At 69.7% G+C, this 19648-nt stretch carries 18 protein-coding genes; 13 read left to right on the plus strand and 5 right to left on the minus strand.

Translation table 11 applies throughout. From position 1 onward, the window contains the following. Window positions 1-78 precede the first annotated feature (78 nt). A complete protein-coding gene (locus DID98_RS07705) occupies window positions 79-591 on the plus strand; it encodes a MarR family winged helix-turn-helix transcriptional regulator (protein WP_124570497.1) in 513 nt (170 codons plus the stop codon). Window positions 592-742: 151 nt separating this feature from the next. On the opposite strand, the gene DID98_RS07710 is transcribed toward DID98_RS07705, so the two are convergent. The 3 genes from DID98_RS07710 to DID98_RS07720 all read right to left on the minus strand — a co-directional run bounded on the left by DID98_RS07710 (window position 743) and on the right by DID98_RS07720 (window position 5888). After that, entirely contained in the window at window positions 743-1447 is a 705-nt protein-coding gene (locus tag DID98_RS07710; protein WP_124570498.1) for a glutathione S-transferase N-terminal domain-containing protein, read from the minus strand. A 322-nt stretch (window positions 1448-1769) separates the two neighbouring features. Next, window positions 1770-2894 carry a porin gene (locus DID98_RS07715; protein WP_124485483.1) on the minus strand — a complete coding sequence of 375 codons (1125 nt, stop codon included), beginning with the start codon at window positions 2892-2894 and terminating at the stop codon, window positions 1770-1772. A 300-nt stretch (window positions 2895-3194) separates the two neighbouring features. Next, a complete protein-coding gene (locus tag DID98_RS07720) occupies window positions 3195-5888 on the minus strand; it encodes a LuxR C-terminal-related transcriptional regulator (RefSeq protein WP_124570499.1) in 2694 nt (897 codons plus the stop codon). A 255-nt stretch (window positions 5889-6143) separates the two neighbouring features. On the opposite strand from DID98_RS07720, the gene DID98_RS07725 reads away from it, so the two are divergent. The 12 genes from DID98_RS07725 (at window position 6144) to DID98_RS07780 (ending at window position 17947) form a co-directional block, all read left to right on the plus strand. Continuing rightward, window positions 6144-7142 (plus strand): universal stress protein, encoded by a 999-nt coding sequence (locus DID98_RS07725; protein WP_124570500.1) that lies wholly within the window; start codon window positions 6144-6146, stop codon window positions 7140-7142. Window positions 7143-7175: 33 nt separating this feature from the next. Further along, window positions 7176-8156, plus strand: a complete 981-nt coding sequence (locus DID98_RS07730) for a quinone oxidoreductase (protein WP_124570501.1) — start codon at window positions 7176-7178, stop codon at window positions 8154-8156. A gap of 10 nt (window positions 8157-8166) precedes the next feature. Then, window positions 8167-9015 (plus strand): TauD/TfdA family dioxygenase, encoded by an 849-nt coding sequence (locus tag DID98_RS07735; RefSeq protein WP_124570502.1) that lies wholly within the window; start codon window positions 8167-8169, stop codon window positions 9013-9015. A gap of 120 nt (window positions 9016-9135) precedes the next feature. Next, a complete protein-coding gene (locus DID98_RS07740) occupies window positions 9136-10191 on the plus strand; it encodes a 3-keto-5-aminohexanoate cleavage protein (RefSeq protein ID WP_044843535.1) in 1056 nt (351 codons plus the stop codon). A 164-nt stretch (window positions 10192-10355) separates the two neighbouring features. Next, the gene (locus DID98_RS07745; RefSeq protein ID WP_124570503.1) at window positions 10356-11684 is read left to right on the plus strand and encodes an MFS transporter; all 1329 of its coding nucleotides are present in this window, start codon (window positions 10356-10358) and stop codon (window positions 11682-11684) included. 22 nt (window positions 11685-11706) lie between these two features. After that, the gene (locus tag DID98_RS07750; RefSeq protein WP_124570504.1) at window positions 11707-12282 is read left to right on the plus strand and encodes an alpha/beta hydrolase; all 576 of its coding nucleotides are present in this window, start codon (window positions 11707-11709) and stop codon (window positions 12280-12282) included. A gap of 280 nt (window positions 12283-12562) precedes the next feature. Then, window positions 12563-13729 (plus strand): ABC transporter substrate-binding protein, encoded by a 1167-nt coding sequence (locus DID98_RS07755; protein ID WP_044843531.1) that lies wholly within the window; start codon window positions 12563-12565, stop codon window positions 13727-13729. A 49-nt stretch (window positions 13730-13778) separates the two neighbouring features. Beyond that, window positions 13779-14858, plus strand: a complete 1080-nt coding sequence (locus DID98_RS07760; RefSeq protein WP_124570505.1) for an ABC transporter ATP-binding protein — start codon at window positions 13779-13781, stop codon at window positions 14856-14858. A 145-nt stretch (window positions 14859-15003) separates the two neighbouring features. After that, complete coding sequence (locus tag DID98_RS07765; protein ID WP_124570506.1) at window positions 15004-15876, plus strand: ABC transporter permease; 873 nt, start codon at window positions 15004-15006, stop codon at window positions 15874-15876. After that, the gene (locus tag DID98_RS07770; RefSeq protein WP_124521752.1) at window positions 15876-16799 is read left to right on the plus strand and encodes an ABC transporter permease; all 924 of its coding nucleotides are present in this window, start codon (window positions 15876-15878) and stop codon (window positions 16797-16799) included. The genes DID98_RS07765 and DID98_RS07770 overlap by 1 nt, the downstream gene beginning before the upstream one ends. Window positions 16800-17019: 220 nt before the next feature. Further along, window positions 17020-17457, plus strand: a complete 438-nt coding sequence (locus DID98_RS07775; RefSeq protein ID WP_044843527.1) for a hypothetical protein — start codon at window positions 17020-17022, stop codon at window positions 17455-17457. Between the two features lie 277 nt (window positions 17458-17734). After that, window positions 17735-17947, plus strand: a complete 213-nt coding sequence (locus DID98_RS07780; RefSeq protein WP_044843526.1) for a hypothetical protein — start codon at window positions 17735-17737, stop codon at window positions 17945-17947. Between the two features lie 342 nt (window positions 17948-18289). Here the strand turns inward: DID98_RS07780 and DID98_RS07785 are convergent, their stop codons facing one another. Together DID98_RS07785 and DID98_RS07790 are read right to left on the minus strand one after the other, a co-directional pair. Then, window positions 18290-19255, minus strand: coding sequence for a D-2-hydroxyacid dehydrogenase (locus tag DID98_RS07785; RefSeq protein WP_124570507.1), 966 nt, complete (start codon window positions 19253-19255; stop codon window positions 18290-18292). A gap of 67 nt (window positions 19256-19322) precedes the next feature. Then, window positions 19323-19622, minus strand: coding sequence for a hypothetical protein (locus DID98_RS07790; protein ID WP_124570508.1), 300 nt, complete (start codon window positions 19620-19622; stop codon window positions 19323-19325). Window positions 19623-19648: the final 26 nt, after the last annotated feature.

Genomic DNA, 19648 nt, shown 5'->3' on the forward strand with positions numbered 1-19648 from the left:
TCATGTAAAGTATCTCGACATCAAGATAAATGCGTATTTATCTCGACGTCAAGATAACTGGTGAGCCGAGGAGGGTTAATGGATCGAGCCGCGCATGCGCTCGCGCAATGGCGCGTCGAGCGTCCGGATCTGGATGCGTCGTCGATGCTCGTGATGGGACGGCTGCAGGAAGCCGCGCTCGTGATCGCGCGCGACGGTCTCAATCCGCTGTTCGCGCGCTACGGGATGCAGCCGGGCGAGTTCGACGTGCTGGCGACGCTGCGGCGCAGCGGCGCGCCGTTCGCGCTGACACCGACCGCGCTGTACGACGCGCTGATGATGTCGTCGGGCGGGATGACCGCGCGCATCGACCGGCTGCAGAAGGCCGGCTGGGTCGAGCGCCGGCCGAACCCGGCCGACGGCCGCGGCACGCTCGTCGCGCTGACCGACGCCGGCCGCGCGCTGATCGACGATGCGGTGGTCGCGCACGTCGACAATCAGCGCGCGATGCTGGCCGCGCTGTCGGAGGCGGAGCAGGCGCAACTTGCGGCGTTGCTCGAAAAGCTGCTGGCGGGATTGGGAGGAGAAGTGTCGGCGTCGACCGAAAAGTAGCGCCGCCGCATTGTCACGTCGAACGAACGCGACGAGCGGGACATGGAAACACCGAAAGAAAACGCGCGCAAGGCAGCGCGTGAACCGCCCGCCGCGCGATGCGGCGGGCCGGACAGACGGCGGGCCGCACCGGGTGCGCCCGCCGTGCGGCTCAGCCGCGTGCCGGGATGTCGAGCCCGCGCGCGACGGCCGGACGCGCGACGAACGCGTCCAGCGCCCGCGCGACATGCTTGAATTCGCCGAAGCCGACCAGGTCGCCCGCTTCATAGAAGCCGACGAGGTTGCGCACCCACGGGAAGATCGCGATGTCGGCGATCGTGTACGTATCGCCCATCACCCACTTGCGGTTCGCGAGATGCGCGTCAAGCACGCCGAGCAGGCGCTTCGATTCGGCGACGTAGCGGTCGCGCGGACGCTTGTCCTCGTAGTCGCGGCCCGCGAACTTGTGGAAGAAGCCGACCTGGCCGAACATCGGGCCGATGCCGCCCATCTGGAACATCACCCACTGGATCGTCTCGTAGCGGCCCGCCGGATCCTTCGGGATCAGCTGGCCCGTCTTGTCCGCGAGATAGATCAGGATCGCGCCGGATTCGAACAGCGCCAGCGGCCGGCCGTCGGGGCCGTTCGGATCGATGATCGCCGGGATCTTGTTGTTCGGGTTCAGCGACAGGAATTCGGGCGACAGCTGGTCGTTCGTGTCGAAGCGCACGAGGTGCGGCTCGTACGGCAGGCCGGTTTCCTCGAGCATGATCGAGACCTTGACGCCGTTCGGCGTCGGCAGCGAGTACAGCTGGAGACGGTCGGGATGCTGGGCCGGCCATTTTTTCGTGATCGGGAAGGCGGACAGATCGGGCATGGGGGTTCGTTCGTCAACGTTGAGGATCCGCGCCCCGCCGGCCTGCTACGCGTCGCCGGCAGCCGCTGACACGGCGGCAGGAACGGGACGAACGCATCGACCGGCGGGCGGGGCGCGCCGAAGACGCCCACTGTAGCCGATCCCCGCGATCGCTGCAGACGGCGGCCGCGCGTCGTGTCGGTGCGCCGCCGCGCGCAGCGCGCCTGCCTGTTTCGGTCAGCCGCCTCAACAGACGACGCATCGACGTGTCGCGAACGGGTGCCTGTGGACATCGCGCCAGGCCCTGCGCGCTGCGGCACCCGTGCCACACCGCACCGCATCGTCAGAAGTTGTGCCGCAGCCCGACCATCGCCGCGGTCGTGCCGACCCCGGGCGCGACCGGCTGCCCGTACACGAGCATCTGGTTCATCGTGCCGCGGTTGTTCACGTGGCCGACCTGCGCATAGACCATCGACCGCTTCGACAGGCTGTAGTCGGCCGTGAGCACGACGGCCGTCGAGCGGTTTTCCGAACGGTTGCGGTCCTTCAGGTAATACACCGCCGACGTCACCTGCAACGCGGGCGTGAAGCGATAGCCGACGCCGGCCGACAGCATGTCGAGGTTCACCTTGTCCGCATGCGACGGATTCCTGCCGTTGCCGTACGACGCCGACACCGAGAAATCGCGGATCGTGTATTTCGCGCCGACGTAGATGAAGCGGTTGTTGTCGACGCCGGTCGGCGCGACACCCGGCGCCGGATTCGTGTCGTGGCCGTTGTAGTAGACGGCCGACGCGTTGAGCCCGTAGTTCGAATACCGCAGCACGACCGATTCGCGCGTGCCACCCTGGAACTGCCCGGCGACGCCGCCGGGCGCGTATTCGAGCGCGATCGACGCGCCCGCGAAGGTCGGCGACTGATAGACGAGCGCATTGCTGTCGTACAGCGCGCCGATCGCGCCGTTGGTGCTCGTCCCCGGCCAGCCGGCCGCGGTGTTCAGGCCGAGCCACGCGGTCAGCACGCTGCCGAAGAACTGCGCGTTGCGCACGTCGGTGTCGGCCATCGCGTAGATCATCGGCACGATCTGGCGGCCGGCCGTGAAGGTGCCGAACGGCCCGGACACGCCGAGCGACGCAACCTGGTTGAAGATCGCGACGGCGCCCGGCGTGTCGCTCAGCTGCATCCTGCCGGTGCCGCTGTCGAACGAGCCCTGCAGCTTGAAGTTGACCTTGTAGCCGCCGCCGATGTCCTCGCTGCCCTTGATGCCCCAGAAGCTCGAATAGATGCCGCCGTCCTTCATGCGGAACACCTTGCCGGTGTTCGGCGCGCTCGGGCCGAACGACGCGGCCGACGTGCTCTGGTACAGCAGGCCCGTGTCGACCACCCCGTACAGCGTGACGGAGGATTGCGCGTGCGCGAGCGCCGCACTGCCGGCAAGCGCCGCGAGCGCGGCCAGTTTCGTCTTCATCGAAGTCTCCAGGATCGTAATGGACCGCACGGGATCGAGCCCGGGCGGGTGAAGCGGGGGAAGCATCGAGGCAGGCGGGAGGGCGCCGGGTGCGACGCCGGTGCGAGCCGTGCGGAAAGACTACGCAACGGCGCGCGGCCGCTCCCCCCCATGCGCGGGGGGCAGGGTTGCGGAGAATCGGAGGGAAGCCCTGGTGACGCGGTTGTCATCAACGGCCGGGCAAGGCCGATCAAGGCCAGTTAAGGCGAGTTGACGCGAGTTGAGGCCGGTTCGGACGTGCGCAGGCGGGCAACGCGCGCGTCAAGGCGCGCTTTCGAGCAACCCGAGCACCAGCGCGCGGCGCACCGCGTGCTTGCGCGAGCTGGCGTCGAGCTTGCCGAACAGGTTCTTCAGGTGCCACTTCACGGTTTCCTCGCCGACGGCGAGCGCCACCGCGATCTCCTTGTTCGACAGGTTGCGCGCGAGCAGTTCGAGGATCGCGCGCTCCTTCGGCGTCAGCACGACGCTCGGCACCGCGCGCGGGCTGGCCGTGCTGCGCGGCGCGGGCGGCACGATGCGCGGCTGCGGCTGTGCGGGCCGGGCGGGTCCGTCGCCCGCGGCCGTCTCGTCGCCGATGCGGCGCGCCCAGTCGGCGACGGCCGGATGCGCGTCGGCGAGCGTGCGCGTGAGGCCGAACATGTCCGCGAGGTTCATCGCCTCGTCGAGCAGCGCGCGGCCGCCGTGCCCGGACTGTTCGAGCGCGAACGCGCTGAGCGCCATGATCTCGATGCGCTCGCGCCCCATGCTCATTTCGCGGGCCAGCACGGCGGCTTCGTCGAGCGCCGCGCATGCATCGTCCCAGCGGCGCGCGGCAAGCGCGGCGCCCGCGTGCGCCATCGCCTGCAGCAGCACGACGGGGCGCCGCCACAGCGGCCCGTGCGACGGAAACTCGGCCGCGGCGATCGCATCGATCCGCTCGACCAGCGCATGGCAGGTCGCCTCGCGATAGCGCGCCGCGTGAATGCGCACCTGCTCGGCGAGGCTCGCGACCGACAGGCGCGGCAGCCGGCGCGCGACGCCCATCGCGTCGAGCGCCTCGAGCAGGTCGATCGCGCGATGCTCGACGCCGCGCAGCAGCGCGATGCGCGCGGCCGTCCGGTAGCCGAGCAGCACGGTGTCGGGCGTGCCCGCGTGCTCGAGCACGTCGAGCCGGTTCGCGAGCAGCGCGGCGGCCTGGTCGACGCGATCGGCCTCGTACGCGATCGCCGCGCACATCGCCGCAAGCATGCAGGTCAGCGGATGGCGGCGCCCGAGATCGGCTTCCGCGCGGGCGAGCGCCGGCGACAACGCGTCGTCCGCGAGCCGGATCTGGCCTTCGCGCAGGTAGCTCAGGCCGGTGATCAGCTCGCCCCAGCGCGCGACGTAGCCGAACCCGGCCGCGGTCGCGCCGCGCGGCGCGGCCTGCTGGAAGCGGCGCGCCTGCGCCGGTTCGCCGACGATGATCGCGCGCGCCGACAGGCGGTTCGCATGCATCTGCGCGAGCCACGTCGCCGCGGGCGGCGTGAAGTCGGCCCACGGTTCGAACAGCTCGACGAAATGGTCGATTTCGTCCGCGTAGTAGGCGGCCGCACTGAGGATCAGCGCGCATTCGTAGCGCATCGCGGCCGGCGTGCCGGGGTCGGCCAGGATGCCGGCGATCTGGCGCCGCGCCTCGACATGGCGCTCGCCGAGCGCCAGCGCCCACGCGACCGCGATCCGCAGCGTCGGGCGCTTGTCGAGTTCCGCATCGGGCAGCAGCGCGAGCCAGTCGAGCACGTCGTTGATGCGGCCCTGCTTGATCGCGTCCTCGAGGCAGCGCTGCGCGAGCGCGTATGCCGTCTCGAACTGGCCGGCCGCATACGCGTGGCGCGCCGCTTCCTCCGTCATCCCGTGCGCGTCGAGCCACGCGGCCGCGCGTGCGTGCAGCGCGCTGCGGTCTGCTTCGGCGCTCGTCGTCAGACGGTCGCGCAGCGTATCGCGCACGAGCGGATGCAGCCGGCACCAGTCGGAAGCGTCGGACGCGATGAACAGCGGCGTGTCGCGCGCGAGCCGTGCGAGCCGGTCGGGGGCGGCCGCGTCGTCGAGCAGCGCGGCGCACAGCGACGGATGCAGGCGGTCGGCAACGCTCGTGCGGGTCAGGAACGCGGTGTCGTCAGCCGACAAATTCGCGAGCAGCAGTTCGACGAGCCGGTCGCGCGTGCCGTCCATGCGTGCGGCGAGCGCATCGACGGCCTGGCGCGGATCGGCCGAGCGCGCCATCGCGGCCATCGCGAGCTGCAGCCCGAGAGGCCAGCCGTCGACGCGCTCGAACAGCCGCGCGCACGCGTCGGCGTCGACCCGCTGCGCAAAGCGCGCGCCGACCAGCGCGATCGTCTCGTCGAGCGTGAAGCGCAGCCAGTCGGGGCCCGCGAGCGTGCATTGCCCGCCGGCGAGCAGGTCGCCGGCCGCGTAATCGAGCCCGCGCCGGGCCGCGACGACCACCCGCAGGTTCTGCGGCGCGTTGTGCAGCACGTAGGTCAGCGCGTCGAGGCCGGCGGCGGGCAGCCGCTCCGCATCGTCGACGATCAGCAGCGCGTCGATCGACAGTTGCGCGACCTCGGCCAGCCACGCGGTTAGCCCCTCCAGCGCGCGGGCCGCGCCGTCCGGAATCAGGCGCCCGAACGCGGGTCGCGCGCAACCGGTGCGCACCGCCTGCACGAGCCCCTGCAGCAGGCGCGGCGCGTCGTCGCGCTCGTCGGCGGACAGCCACACGACCGCGCGGCCGAGCGCGAGCGATTCGCGTCGCCATTGCGCGAGCAGCGAGGTCTTGCCGTAGCCGGCCGGCGCCTGCACGAGCGTGACGGGCCGGGCGTCGAACGCCGCCGCGGCGAGGCTCAGCCGCGCGCGCGCGAGCAACTGCGCCGGCACGCGCGGCGCGGTCGTCTTCAGCACGAGTTCGGTCGGGGGCGCGTCGGCGCGTTCGGGTGGGTGAGCCATCGGGGCAGCAGTCGGAATCCGGCGCTGCCGTGCAGGCCGGCGTCCGGGGTGGGCGTGGGGGGAAGGATCGGCCGAACCGCGTTCGCGCGTCAATCCCCCCCGCGGCGAGTGGGGCCGCGCCGCCGCCCGGCCGATAGCATGGGTTCCGAGGCGTGACGAACGCGATTGACCAATGCAACGGGGAGGGGGCCATGAACATCGTATCGACTGGCGCGCGCTGCAGCGCGCCGAGCGCCGGATAAACGGAGCGGCACGATGTATCGCCATCTGCTCGTGACGGTCGACGGCGTGCCCGGCGGCATCGACGCGATCGGCCATGCGCTCGAACTGGCGCGTGCGGTCGGCGCGCGGGTCACGTTCGTGCTGTCCGGCGCGGCGCCGCAATCGCCTGGCTCCGACTCGCGTTTATCCGGAGCGCGGATGCCGGAACACGGTGCGAAAGTGGAAGCCGCCGCCCGGGCGCAGGGCCTGTCCCATGCGATCGCGGCGGCCGGCGATCCGGGGGCCGGCCATCCGGCGGCCGGCGATCCGGGGGCCGGCCACCCGGCGGCCGGCGGCACGTCGCCCGCCACGCTCGCCGGCGAACTCGGCTGCGACCTGATCGGCGTCGCGGCGCTGCCGCACGATGCCGATGCCGGCGCGGCCGCGCAACGGCGGTTGCTGCTGGCGACGAGCGGCGTGCCGGTGCTCGTGTGCCCGGCGCGGCGTGCGCCGGCAGAGGCGCGCGTGATGGCCCGCTGTCTCGCCGCGCATCGCGCGCTCGGCGCGCAGTTACAGGCGCTGACGCAGTTGCAGGCGCCGACGCTCGCGAGCGAAGACCCGGACTCGGCAACGCGGCCGGCCGCCGACGCGGCCCGCACGCTGGCGGTGCACGCCGCGTTGGCGTCGCTCGCGGCGCTGCAGGACGCGCGTTCCGGGCCGTCCGCCGAAGCACGCCTGTGCGCGGCATTGCGCAGACGGGCGGAGAGCACCGCGGCCGAACTCGACGAGCTCGACCGCCAGCGGCGCCGCGATGCGCACGCGCTCGACGCGCTGGCGCGGCTCGCCGCCGACGGCTTGCCGTCGGCCGCGTTCGATGCCGCGCTCGCCGACTATGCGCGCGGCGCGTTCGAGCAGATGGGGCGCATGGAAGGCGTGATTTTCCCGGCCGCGCGGCGCTATTTGAGCGACGCCGACTGGACCGAACTGGACGCGCCTCCGGCGAGCGGCTCAGCCGCGACGACGCCGGGCGCGGACGAACCCGACGATGCGTGACGCGCATCCGACTGAAATCCTACGGAGAACCAGATGGCACATGCAGTGCGATTCCACGAAACCGGCGGCCCCGACGTGCTGCGCTGGGAAGCGGTCGAAGTCGGCGACCCGGGCGCGGGGCAGGTCCGCCTGCGGCACGAGGCCGTCGGCCTGAACTTCGCCGACACGTATTTCCGCAGCGGCCTGTATCCGGTGCCGCTGCCGGCCGGCATCGGCGTCGAGGCCGCCGGCGTGGTCGAGGCCGTCGGCCCCGGCGTGACGAACGTCGCCGCCGGCGACCGGGTGACCTACACCGGCTTCCTGAACACGCTCGGCGCGTACAGCACCGAACGGCTGATCGCCGCCGCGCCGCTCGTGAAGCTGCCGGCCGGGATCGCCTGCGAAACGGCCGCGGCGATGACGATGCGCGGCCTGACGTCGGCGTACCTGTTGCGCCGCATCCACGCGTTCGCGCCGGGCGACACGATCCTGCTGCACGCGGCCGCGGGCGGCGTCGGGTTGATCGTGTCGCAATGGGCGAAGCTGCTCGGGCTGACGGTGATCGGCACCGTGTCGAGCGAACGCAAGGCCGCGATCGCCCGCGCGCATGGCTGCGACCATACGATCGACTACAGCCGCGAGGACGTCGCGAAGCGCGTGCGCGAACTGACGGAGGGCGCCGGCGTCGACGTCGTGTTCGACAGCGTCGGCAAGGACACCTTCGAGGGCTCGCTCGATTCGCTGAAGCGGCGCGGGCTGATGGTCTGCGTCGGCACCGCGTCGGGCCCGATCCCGCCGTTCGACCCGCAGCGCCTCGCGATGAAGGGCTCGCTGTACCTGACGCGCCCGGCGCTGGCCGACTACATCGCCGATCCGGCCGAGAAGAACGACCTGGCCGGCGAGCTGTTCGCGCACGTCGCGGCCGGCCGCATCCGGATCGAGATCAACCAGCGTTACGCGCTGCAGGACGCGGCACAGGCGCACCGCGATCTCGAGTCGCGCAAGACGACCGGCTCGTCGGTATTCATCGTCTGAGGAGACGCGCATGCGAGTCGAACCCCTGACCTGTGCGATCGGCGCGGAGCTGCTGGACGTGAGCCTCGCCGACGCCGTGCACGACGACGGCCTGTTCGCCGAGATCCGCACGCAACTGCTGCGCCATCGCGTGCTGTTCCTGCGCGACCAGGACATCACGCGCGCCGAGCACGTCGCGTTCGCACGCCGCTTCGGCGAGCTCGAGGATCATCCGGTCGCCGGCAGCGATCCCGAGCACCCGGGGCTCGTGCGGATCTACAAGTCGCCCGACCAGCCGAACGACCGCTACGAGAATGCGTGGCACAGCGATGCGAGCTGGCGCGTGGCGCCGCCGCTGGGCTGTGTGCTGCGCTGCATCGAGGGTCCGCCGGTTGGCGGCGACACGATGTGGGCGAACATGGTGCTCGCATACGAGAACCTGCCGGAACACGTGAAGCAGCAGATCGAAGACTTGCGCGCACGCCACAGCATCGAGGCGAGCTTCGGCGCGGCGATGCCGGTCGACAAGCGCCTCGCGCTGAAAGCGCAGTATCCGGACGCAGAGCATCCGGTCGTGCGCACGCATCCCGAAACCGGCGAGAAGGTGCTGTACGTGAACGCGTTCACGACGCACTTCACGAACTTCCATACGCCCGGGCGCGTGCGCGTCGGGCAGGACGCGAATCCGGGCGCCGGCCAGCTGCTGCAATACCTGATCAGCCAGGCTTACATCCCCGAATACCAGGTGCGCTGGCGCTGGAAGAAGAACAGCGTCGCGATCTGGGACAACCGCAGCACCCAGCATTACGCGGTGATGGACTACCCGCCGTGCGTGCGCAGGATGGAGCGCGCGGGCATCGTCGGCGACGTGCCGTTCTGAGCGCGCCCGCACCTTAACCGACTCGCAACCCTGTACACGACGCGCCAGGCCAGCCGCCCGGCGCGGCGGGATACGCACGCCCGTACGCCTGCACTAAAACGATTCCCACTGGAGGACGACATGCAATTTCTCGACGATTCGCTGCACCCGGAAAACCAGGACAAGGTAGTCATCACGGTCGCGCCGTACGGCCCCGAATGGATGCCCGCCGACTTTCCGGAAGACATTCCGGTGACGATGGACGAGCACGTGCAGAAGGCCGTCGACTGCTACAACGCGGGCGCGACGGTGCTGCACCTGCACGTGCGCGAGCTCGACGGCAAGGGCAGCAAGCGGCTGTCGAAATTCAACGAGCTGCTCGGCCGGCTGCGCGAGGCGGTGCCCGACATGATCCTGCAGGTCGGCGGCTCGATCTCGTTCGCGCCGGAAGGCGACGGCGCCGAGGCGAAATGGCTGTCCGACGACACGCGCCACATGCTCGCCGAGCTGACGCCGAAGCCCGACCAGGTGACGGTCGCGATCAACACCGTGCAGATGAACATCACCGAGCTGATGAACCGCAAGGACATCGCCGGCACGTCGCTGAACGAGGCCGCGCTGTGGGACGCGTACCGCGAGATGACCGTGCCGGCCGGCCCCGGCTGGGTCGACGAGCACCTGCGCCGGCTGCAGGCGGCCGGCATCCAGCCGCATTTCCAGCTCACCGGCATGCACGCGCTCGAGACGCTCGAGCGGATCATCCGCCGCGGCGTCTATCGCGGGCCGCTGAACGTCACGTGGGTCGGCATCGGCGGCGGCTTCGACGGCCCGAATCCGTACAACTTCATGGAATTCGTGCGGCGCTGCCCGGACGGCGCGTGCATCACGCTCGAATCGCTGATGAAGAACGTGCTGCCGATCAACACTGTCGCGATGGCGCTGGGCCTGCATCCGCGCTGCGGGATCGAGGACACGATCATCGACCAGAAGGGCAACCGGATGACGTCGGTGCAGCAGGTCGAGCAGTGCGCGCGGATCGCGCGCGAACTCGGGCGCGAGATCGCCACCGGCAAGGAGGCGAAGGCGATCTACCGGATCGGCGTGCAGTACGACGGCGTCGACGAGACGCTCGCGCAGCTCGGGATGGCGCCGAACCGCCGGCCGGGCCAGCTGAGCGTGCCGCTGCGCGCGGCCTGACGCACCGGGCGACCGTGCAATCGGGCGGCCCGCGAGCGCCGCCCGCCGATCGATGTGGCGCCGCACCCACCCTCGCGCAGTGCGCGAGGCAAGCTCCGACGAACGGAGCGGGGCCGCGCAAGCCGCGCCGGCGCGTTGCCGCACCGGTGCCGGAGGAGACACGCATGCTGATTCATCACGTCGAGCCGTCGCTGCAGGACGTGGCGGCCACCGGGCGGCGCGCGCCGGCCTATGCCTGGCTCGTGTTCGGGCTGACCGTCGGCCTGCTGCTGTCGGACTACATGTCGCGGCAGGTGCTCAATGCCGTGTTTCCGCTCCTCAAGCACGCGTGGGGACTGTCGGACACGCAGCTCGGCTCGCTCTCCGGCGTCGTCGCGCTGCTGGTCGGCCTGCTGACGTTCCCGCTGTCGGTGCTCGCCGACCGCTTCGGCCGCGTGCGCAGCATCGTCCTGATGGCCGCGTTGTGGAGCATTGCGACACTGGGTTGCGCGCTGTCGACCAACTACGCGGAAATGCTGGTTGCGCGCGGCCTCGTCGGGCTCGGCGAAGCCGCGTACGGCAGCGTCGGCGTCGCACTGATCCTCAGCATCTTTCCGGCGCGCCTGCGCGCGACGCTTACCGGCGCGTTCATGGCCGGCGGCGCGTTCGGCTCGGTGTTCGGGATGGCGCTCGGCGGCCTCGTCGGCGCGCATCTCGGCTGGCGCTGGTCGTTCGGCGTGATGGCCGCGCTCGGCATCGTGCTGCTCGTCGCGTACCGCGGCGTGGTCACCGAACGGCGGCTCGCGGCCTGCCGCGTCGAACCGTGCCGGCCCCATGCCGATGCGCCGCGCGACCTGCGCGGCAGCGTGCGCGCGCTGATGTCGGGGCTGTTCGCATCGCGTTCGGTGATCTGCGCGTATGTCGGCAGCGGGCTGCACCTGTTCGTGCCCGGCGCGCTGTTCGCGTGGCTGCCGAGCTACCTGAACCGTTATTACGCGATGGCGCCGGACCGCGCCGCGGTGCTTGCGGCCGGCTTCGTGCTGCTGTCGGGCGTCGGGATGGTCGGCTGCGGGATCGTCACCGACCGTGTCGGCAAAACCGACGGCAAGCGCAAGTGGTTGACCGCGATCGCGTATTGCGTGCTGACGGGCGTGTGCCTCGCGGCCGCGTTCCGGCTGCCGCCCGGGCCGCTGCAACTCGCGCTGATCTGCGCGGGCATGCTGGTCGGTGCGGGCGCGTCCGGCGCATCGGGCGCGATGGTCGCGAACCTGACGCCCGCCGCGATCCATGCATCGGCGTTCGCGACGCTCACGCTCGCCAACAACCTGCTCGGCATGGCGCCGGGCCCGCTGCTGACGGGGTGGGTCGCCGATCGCGCCGGCCTCGTCGGCGCACTGCAATGGATTCCCGTCGTGCCGCTCGCGGCCGCCGTGCTGTTCGCGATCGGACGCGCGAGCTACGCGGCCGATCTCGCGAGCGTCGAACGCGAACGGCGCGCGTCCCACCTTTCCTGAACCGAACCCACCCGGAGGCTGCATGACCCTGGCGACCGCGCCCACCATCCTGATCGTGCCCGGCTTGCGCGATCACGTCGAAGACCATTGGCAGACGCATCTGCAACGACGCCTGCCGAACGCACGGTCCGTCGCGCCGCTCGAAGCCGACAAGCTGAGCCGCGCCGCGCGCGTCGCGGCACTCGATGCGGCGCTCGCCGCGATCGACGGCCCCGTGATTCTGGTCGCGCACAGCGCGGGCGTGATGATCACGGTGCACTGGGCACGGCAGGCCACGCGCAAGATCCACGGCGCGCTGCTCGCGGCGCCGGCCGATCTCGATACGCCGATGCCCGCCGGTTATCCGGCGCCCGACGCGATCGCCGCGAACGGCTGGACCCCGGTACCGACCGGGCGGTTGCCGTTTCCGAGCGTCGTGGCCGCGAGCCGCAACGATCCGCTCGCGCGCTTCGAACGCGTCGAACTGCTGGCGGCCGGGTGGGGCAGCAAGCTCGTCGATCTCGGCGAAGTCGGGCATCTGAATCCGGCGTCCGGGTACGGCGAGTGGCGGGATGCGGAGCGGCTGATCGGGGAGGTGACCGCGCTCGGTGCGGCCTGAGCGCCATCGGCAACGCGCCGCGCATGAATTCCCTGCCGGCGCGTCAACGTGAACCGATTCCATTTGAGCGCCCAGCGACATACGACGTCCTAACACGCCGCGTGCCCGTCGCCGTGTCGCGCCGCGAAATCGCTCAATCTACAAATCCTCGGGAAACGGAAGGGTTCTGTTAGGGAAATTCCCGCCCCGCGCCAGTCGGTTTTTTGTTGACCGACATCGTATAACGCCGTCATGATTTCCTGAAAAGAAAGGTCCCATCCACCGACCGAAGTGAGGAGACATGAACGCCACCCCGATCGCTCGCCGTGTGCGCCGGATCGCACTCGCGCTGGGTTTCACGCTGTCGGCCGCGGCAGCCGTTGCCGCACCCGTATCGCTGAACGTCGTCGACGTCGCGGGCAACCTGCAGCTCACGCAGAAGGCCATCGAGGCGTTCAAGGAGAAGAACCCGAATCTCGTCGCGAACGTCACGTTCACGAACGCGCCCGCGCCGCAGCTGCCGGGCAAGATCAAGGCGATGCAGGCGGCGGGGCGCGCCGACATCGATCTCGTGCTGACCGGCACCGACGCGCTGGCCGCCGGCATCGAGCAGAACCTGTGGCTGAAGCTGCTGCCCGACAACGCGGGCGCGTTCCCCGGCGTGCTCGACCGGTACGCGCCCGGCCCGCGCAAGATGCAGGATGTCGCGCAGGGCTTCGGCCTCGAAGTGACCTACATGCCGGCCGGCCCGCTGCTCGAATACAACCCGGCGAAGGTCGCCGACCCGCCGAAGACGCCCGAACAGCTGCTCGCGTGGTGCAAGGCGCATCCGAACAAGCTGATCTATGCACGCCCGGCGAACTCGGGCCCCGGCCGCACGTTCCTGATGGGGCTGCCGTACGTGCTGGGCGACAAGAACCCGCAGGATCCGATCAACGGCTGGGACAAGACCTGGGCGTTCCTGAAGCAGCTCAACGACTGCGTGCCGTACTACCCGGGCGGCACGTCGGCCGTGATGAAGGAGCTCGGCGAAGGCACGCGCGACATGACCGTGACCGTCACCGGCTGGGACCTCAACCCGCGCGCGCTCGGCATCGTGCCGGCCGACTTCCGGATCCAGGCGTTCGACAACATGACGTGGGTCAACGACGCGCACTACATGGTGATTCCGAAGGGCGTGGCGAAGGACAAGCTCGACGTGCTGTTCAAGCTGATGAACTTCCTGCTCGAACCGGCGCAGCAGGCGATGACCTACGACGACGGCTACTTCTATCCGGGCCCGGCGGTGAAGGGCGTGACGCTCGAGATGGCGCCCGCGCACAGCCAGGAAGTGATCAGGAAGTTCGGCCGCCCCGAGTACGCGAAGCTGCTCGCGGAACGTCCGCACGTGCAGCCGCTCAACGCGCAGGCGATGGTGGCCGCGTTCCAGAAGTGGGACCGCGAGATCGGGTCGCAGAAGTCGAAATGACGGATGAACCCGCGGGCGCCGCGGCGCCCGCGCCGACGGAGTTCGCGTAATGAAGCACAGTTTCGAACGGTTGCGGCTCGACGGCGTATGCCGCAGCTTCACCAATGCGGAGGGCGCGCAGGTCGCCGCACTGAACGGGCTCGATCTCGACATCCGGCGCGGCGAGTTCGTCGCGCTGCTCGGCCCGTCGGGCTGCGGCAAGTCGACCGCGCTGAACTGCATCGCCGGGCTGCAGCCGCTCACGAGCGGCGGCATCTGGCTCGACGACACGCGCATCGACGTGCTGCCGCCCGAGCGCCGCGGCTTCGGCATGGTGTTCCAGAACTACGCGCTGTTTCCGCACATGTCGGTGCTCGAAAACGTCGGCTTCGGGCTGAAGATGCGCGGCGTGCCGAAGCAGGAAACGCGGCGGCGCGCGCAGCAGGCACTCGAACTCGTGCAGCTCGTCGGCCACGAGGGCAAGCTGCCCGGGCAGTTGTCGGGCGGGCAGCAGCAGCGCGTCGCGATCGCGCGCGCGATCGTCATCGAGCCGCCGCTGGTGCTGATGGACGAGCCGCTGTCGAACCTCGACACGAAGCTGCGCATCGAGATGCGCGCCGAGATCCGCCGCATCCACACGCAACTCGAACGCGCGACGATCTACGTGACGCACGACCAGGACGAGGCGCTGTCGATGGCCGACCGGATCGTCGTGATGAAGGAGGGCGTCGTGCAGCAGGTCGCGTCGCCGAAGGACGTGTACACGCGCCCGCACAACCTGCACGTCGCGCGCTTCATGGGCTATCGCAACGTGCTGCCGTTCACGCTCGAAGGCATGGCCGGCGATTACGTGAACGTCGCCGCCGCGGGTGTGCGCATCACCGGCGTGCCGATGGCGGGCTTCGACGGCAAGGACGTCGTGGTCGCGCTGCGCCCGGACGACATCGAGCGCGCGGAAGCAGGGGCCGACAACGCATTCGACGCGACCGTCGAAACGGTCGAATACGGCGGCCGCGACTCGCTCATTCGTGCGATCACGCCGTTCGGCCCGATCTGGGCGCGCGTCGCCGGCGAATTCGCGCAGGGCGAACGGCTGCGGCTGCGCGTGAGCCCGGCGCGCACGCTCGTCTATGCGGGAGACGCGCGATGAACGGCCGCGGCGCCGCGTGCGCGGCAGCGCGCCCCCGGGAGGCCAGCATGAAAACCATCCCTCATCCCCGCCGGACGCACATTCTTGCGCAACGGAATGCTTCTGTCGGGCACTGTCGAAACAGCACTTGCAAGGGCGGTGCCGCATGAGCACGCTCGCGACCGGCGGCGCGCCGCGCGACGCGAAGGCGTGGCTCGTCACGCCCGCGCTCGCGTTCATCGTCACGCTGTTCATCTATCCGTTCGCGTACGGCCTCGTGCTGTCGTTCCAGCCGACGAACGGCGGCGGCGTGCTCGCGAACTACGTGCAGTTCTTCACCGACACGGCGATGTGGCCGACCGTGCTCGTCACGCTGAAGCTCGCGGTGCCGGCGACGCTGATCAACGTCGGCATCGCGGTGCCCGTCGCGTTCGCGCTGCGTCGCAACTCGCCGTACCAGAAGTTCGTCACGACGCTGCTCGTGATTCCCGTCACGCTCGGCACGGTGCTCGTCGCCGACGGGATGCTCACGTACTTCGGCCCGAACGGCTGGTTCCCGCAGGCGCTGCAAGGGCTGCACCTGTACACCGACGAGGTGCGCCTCACGCACAACTACTGGGGCGTGCTGCTGTCGCTGATCGTGTCGGGCTTTCCGTTCGCGTTCCTGCTGATGCTGTCGTACATCAGCGGCATCGACCCGACGCTCGCGCGCGCCGCGGCCACGCTCGGCGCGAACCCGTGGCAGCAGTTCCGGCGGATCTACCTGCCGCTGCTCGTGCCGGGGCTCACGATGGCCGCGTGCCTGTCGTTCGTGCAGGCGTTCTCGGTGTTCCCGTCGGCCGTGCTGCTCGGCGCGCCGGCCGGGCCGACGCGGGTGATCTCGATCGCGGCCGCCGAAGCCGCGTTCGAGAGCTACGACTATTCGCTCGCGTCGGCGATCGCGATCGTGATGGGCTTCGTGCAGCTGCTGGTGGTCGCGTCGATGCTCGGCGCGCGCCGCTTCTTCTATACCGGTCCGGTCACGGGAGGCAAGGGCTGATGGCGACCGACAATCATGCCGCGCCGGCGTGGCCGCCGAAGCACAGCCCGCCCGGCGCGCAGCCAGTCAACGCGATGAAGCCGCGCAAACTGCGCGGCAGCCTCGCCGGCCGTGCATGGAAGGCGCTCGTGTGGGGGCTGATGGCGTTCTTCCTGCTGAACGTGATGCTGCTGATCGCGACCGTCGCGGTGAACTCGGTCGCGACGCGCTGGTTCGGCACGCCGCTGCCGCAGGGCTTCACGCTGCACTGGTATGCCAAGGCGTGGGAAGACTTCCAGCTCGCGAGCGTGCTGTGGGTGACGGTCGAAGTGGTCGGCGCGGTGGTGCTGCTGTCGGTCGCGCTCGGCGTGCCGGCCGCCTATGCGCTCGCGCGCGTGCAATTCCGCGGCAAGCGCTTCGCGCTGCTGGTGTTCCTGCTGCCGCTGATGGTGCCGCCCGTCACGTACGGGATCCCGATGGCGACCGTGATGTACAAGGTCGGGCTCGCCGGCACGCTGCCGGGCGTGATCCTCGCGAACCTGGTACCGGCGCTGCCGTTCGTGATCCTCGTGATGACGCCGTTCATCGAGCAGATCGATCCGAACCTCGAAGCCGCCGCGCGCATCTTCGGCGCGAACACGTGGCGCTATTTCCGCTACGTGCTGTTGCCGCTGCTGGTGCCCGGCATGCTCGCGGCCGGGCTGCTCGTGCTGGTGCGCACGATCGGGATGTTCGAGCTGACCTTCTTCACCGCGGGCCCGAGCACCCAGACACTCGTCGTCGCGCTGTATTACGCGGTGTTCTCGACCGGCGTGCGCGCGCCGCAGTCGATCGACGCGATGGCGATGATCTACATGGCCATCACGCTCGTGTGGGTCGTGATCGCGCTGCAGTTCGTGAGCCCGACGCAGCTCGTGAGTCGCGTGAAGCAGGAGCGGCAATAGGCGTCCACATGTGGCGGCGTGCGTTAACGCGACTCAACGCGAAGGACAGCGACGGCGCAGCGATGCAGGCGATGCTTGCGCGCGTCATCCGTGCAATTGGTTACAAATGGATACCGCGAACCCTGCACGGACGTTGCAGACTACGCAGCGTACCGGCCCGGCGATACGTTCGCTCGCATCGCCGCATGCCGCCCGACGTTCACCCGATTCGCGGAGTTCCATGAAGTTTCCCACGCTGCTCACGCTCGGCTGTGCGGCCACGCTGCTTGCCGCCTGCAACCTGCTCCACGACGGCCCCGGATCGAGCGACGTCGATGCCGCGGTGCGCCGCGCGCTCGAAGCGGAAAACCACGGCGGCCTGAACGCGCTGTTCGGCCAGCCGCTGCCCGTGTCGGCCGACGTGATCTCGGCGAAACCCGACGGCGACTGCAGGAAGGTCGGCGAACGGACCTACACGTGCGACGTCGTGGTCACGTGGCGCAACCACGATTACGCGCCGTCGCGCGCGAACCTGACCTTCGTCGAGGCCGCCGACGGTTCGTGGCAGACCTCGGGCGTCGACGCGGCCATCGCGACCGGCGCCGCCAAATCGCTGATCGACAGGATCGGCAAGGCGTGGCCCGGCAACGCGGCGAGCGGCGCATCCGCGCCGCAGTGACGCGGCCGGCGACGGGCTTCGTCGCGCTTTCTTCAGAGGACGCTCCCGGCGAGCGGAGCCGTACCGTTCTCCACGGACCGCTGGCGGACTGCGCGAACGGTGCCGCGACCGCGGCGGTGCCCCATCTTGTTCGACCCGTGCTCGGGCCCGGATTAGCGGCAAAAAAGGGCGCAAACGCGACCGGGTATCGACCGAACCCATCCTCGGTATGCGGATCGGAATATAGGGAAAACCCTTAATTCGAGCTATAATCACGACCTAGAAGAAAGGTCGAACCATGCCCGAACGTCTCCAATCCCTTGAAAAATTTGTGTTTTCCCTGGTCGTGATGTCCGCGGTCTTCTGCTCCGCATTCCTCGCGTACGAGCGTCACCCCGAGATCAAGATCGCGCTGCACGAAGGCGAAGCGCTGATGCGCGAAAGCGCCAAGTATTCGGTCATCTGCTCGCCGTCCAAGGTCGATCCTTGCGTCGAGATGTCCGCTTACTGATCGATCTTCGCGTCGAGGCTCGCGCGCCGGTCGGCGCGGCAGCGAACGGTGTCCTGGGCACCGTTTCATCAGTTTTGGACTCGTCCTACAGATTTGGCGGCCTGATTTCCTTGAAGTAGCGCCCATCAGGAATTCGGAAACCGGCCGCAAGACAGGGCGGATGTACGAACCCGTACCGTGCCGAGTCGCTGGCGTAAGCAGCCCCCATTCCGTCGGCCCCGCTTCGAGCAATCGAGCGGGGCCGCTCCATTTGCGCGGTCGATCTGCGCGCCCCATTTACACGGCCCTGACTGCACGGCCCGAATTCGCGCGGTCCGCAGGTTCGGTCCGCAGCGACCGGCGTCACACCACCTGCCGAGGTTCGCCGCGCGCAAACGCGGCAACGTTGTCGACGAGCTGATCGGCCAGTGCCCGCATCGCCTCGTCGCTCGCCCACGCGACATGCGGCGTCAGGATGAACGCCGGATGCGACAGGATCGCGTGGAACGGGTGCGCGGCCGGCAGCGGCTCCTGCGTGACCACGTCGAAGCCGGCGCCCGAAATCTGCCCCGACTGCAGCGCGTCGACGAGTGCACCTTCATCCACGAGCCCGCCGCGTGCGGTGTTGATCAGCAGCGGCCGGCGCGCCATCCGCGCGAACGCGGCCGCGTCGATCAGGCCGCGGGTCGCCGGCGTGAGCGGGCAGTGCAGCGTGATCACGTCGCTGTCGCGCAGCAGCGTGTCGAGCGGCACATGCCCGGCGCCCCGCGCAGCGCCGTGCGCGGCGAACAGCACGCGCATGTCGAGCGCGCGGGCGATGCCGGCCACCGCACGGCCGAGCACGCCGTCGCCGACGATCCCGAGCGTCGCGCCGGCCAGGTCGCGGATCGGATGATCGAAGAAGCAGAACTGTCCGCTGTCGAGCCAGCGCCCCGCGCGCACCGCGTCGCGATACGCGACGAGGCTGCGCCGCAGCGCGAAGATCAGCGCGAACGTGTGTTCGGGTACGGTGCGCACCGCATACCCGCGAATGTTGCTGACGACGATGCCGCGCGCGGCGCACGCATCGAGATCGACGATGTCGGTACCCGTCGCGGCGATCGCGATCATTTTCAGGTGCGGCGCACGGTCGAGCGCCGTCGCGTCGAGCCGGACCTTGTTGGTCACGACGATGTCCGCGTCGCCGATACGCGCGGCCACTTCGTCCGTTGTCGTCCGTTCGAAGGTCCGCAGCGCGTGCGGAAACGGAAACGGCTTCAGCACGGTCTGCGGCGACAGCGTCGCGCGGTCGAGAAACACGATCTGCGCAGGAGAGGAACTGGAAAACATGGCGGGCCTCGCTGACGGGCGCCCGGCGGGCGCGCAACGGCAACGATTCTGCCAACGGCGCATTCGATCAGGCTTGCGCATTGCGCGAGCGCGCTTTCCCGCATGGAAAACGTCGATGCCATCCGTGCACGGCCGGCCCGACGACTTCCCGGTTCACTGTTCCGTCGCACGAGCCGCTGTGGCAGCGCCCCGTCGTGCTGCAGGCGATGGCGCACGCGGGCGCCGCTGGGACGATGCGTGTGCGGCGCTCGACGAAGCCGCCGTGCTGGCCCGCGAAATGAGCCACGCGTCCCTTTCCGTTCAGGAAAGGCTGGTTGAGCATCGATCGATTTTCGCCGGATGCGAACGCCGTCATGATCGCCGTCATCGACAACACGATTTTCAGGAGACAGT

It is taken from the genome of Burkholderia sp. Bp8984, from assembly GCF_003853755.1.
GTDB lineage: Bacteria > Pseudomonadota > Gammaproteobacteria > Burkholderiales > Burkholderiaceae > Burkholderia.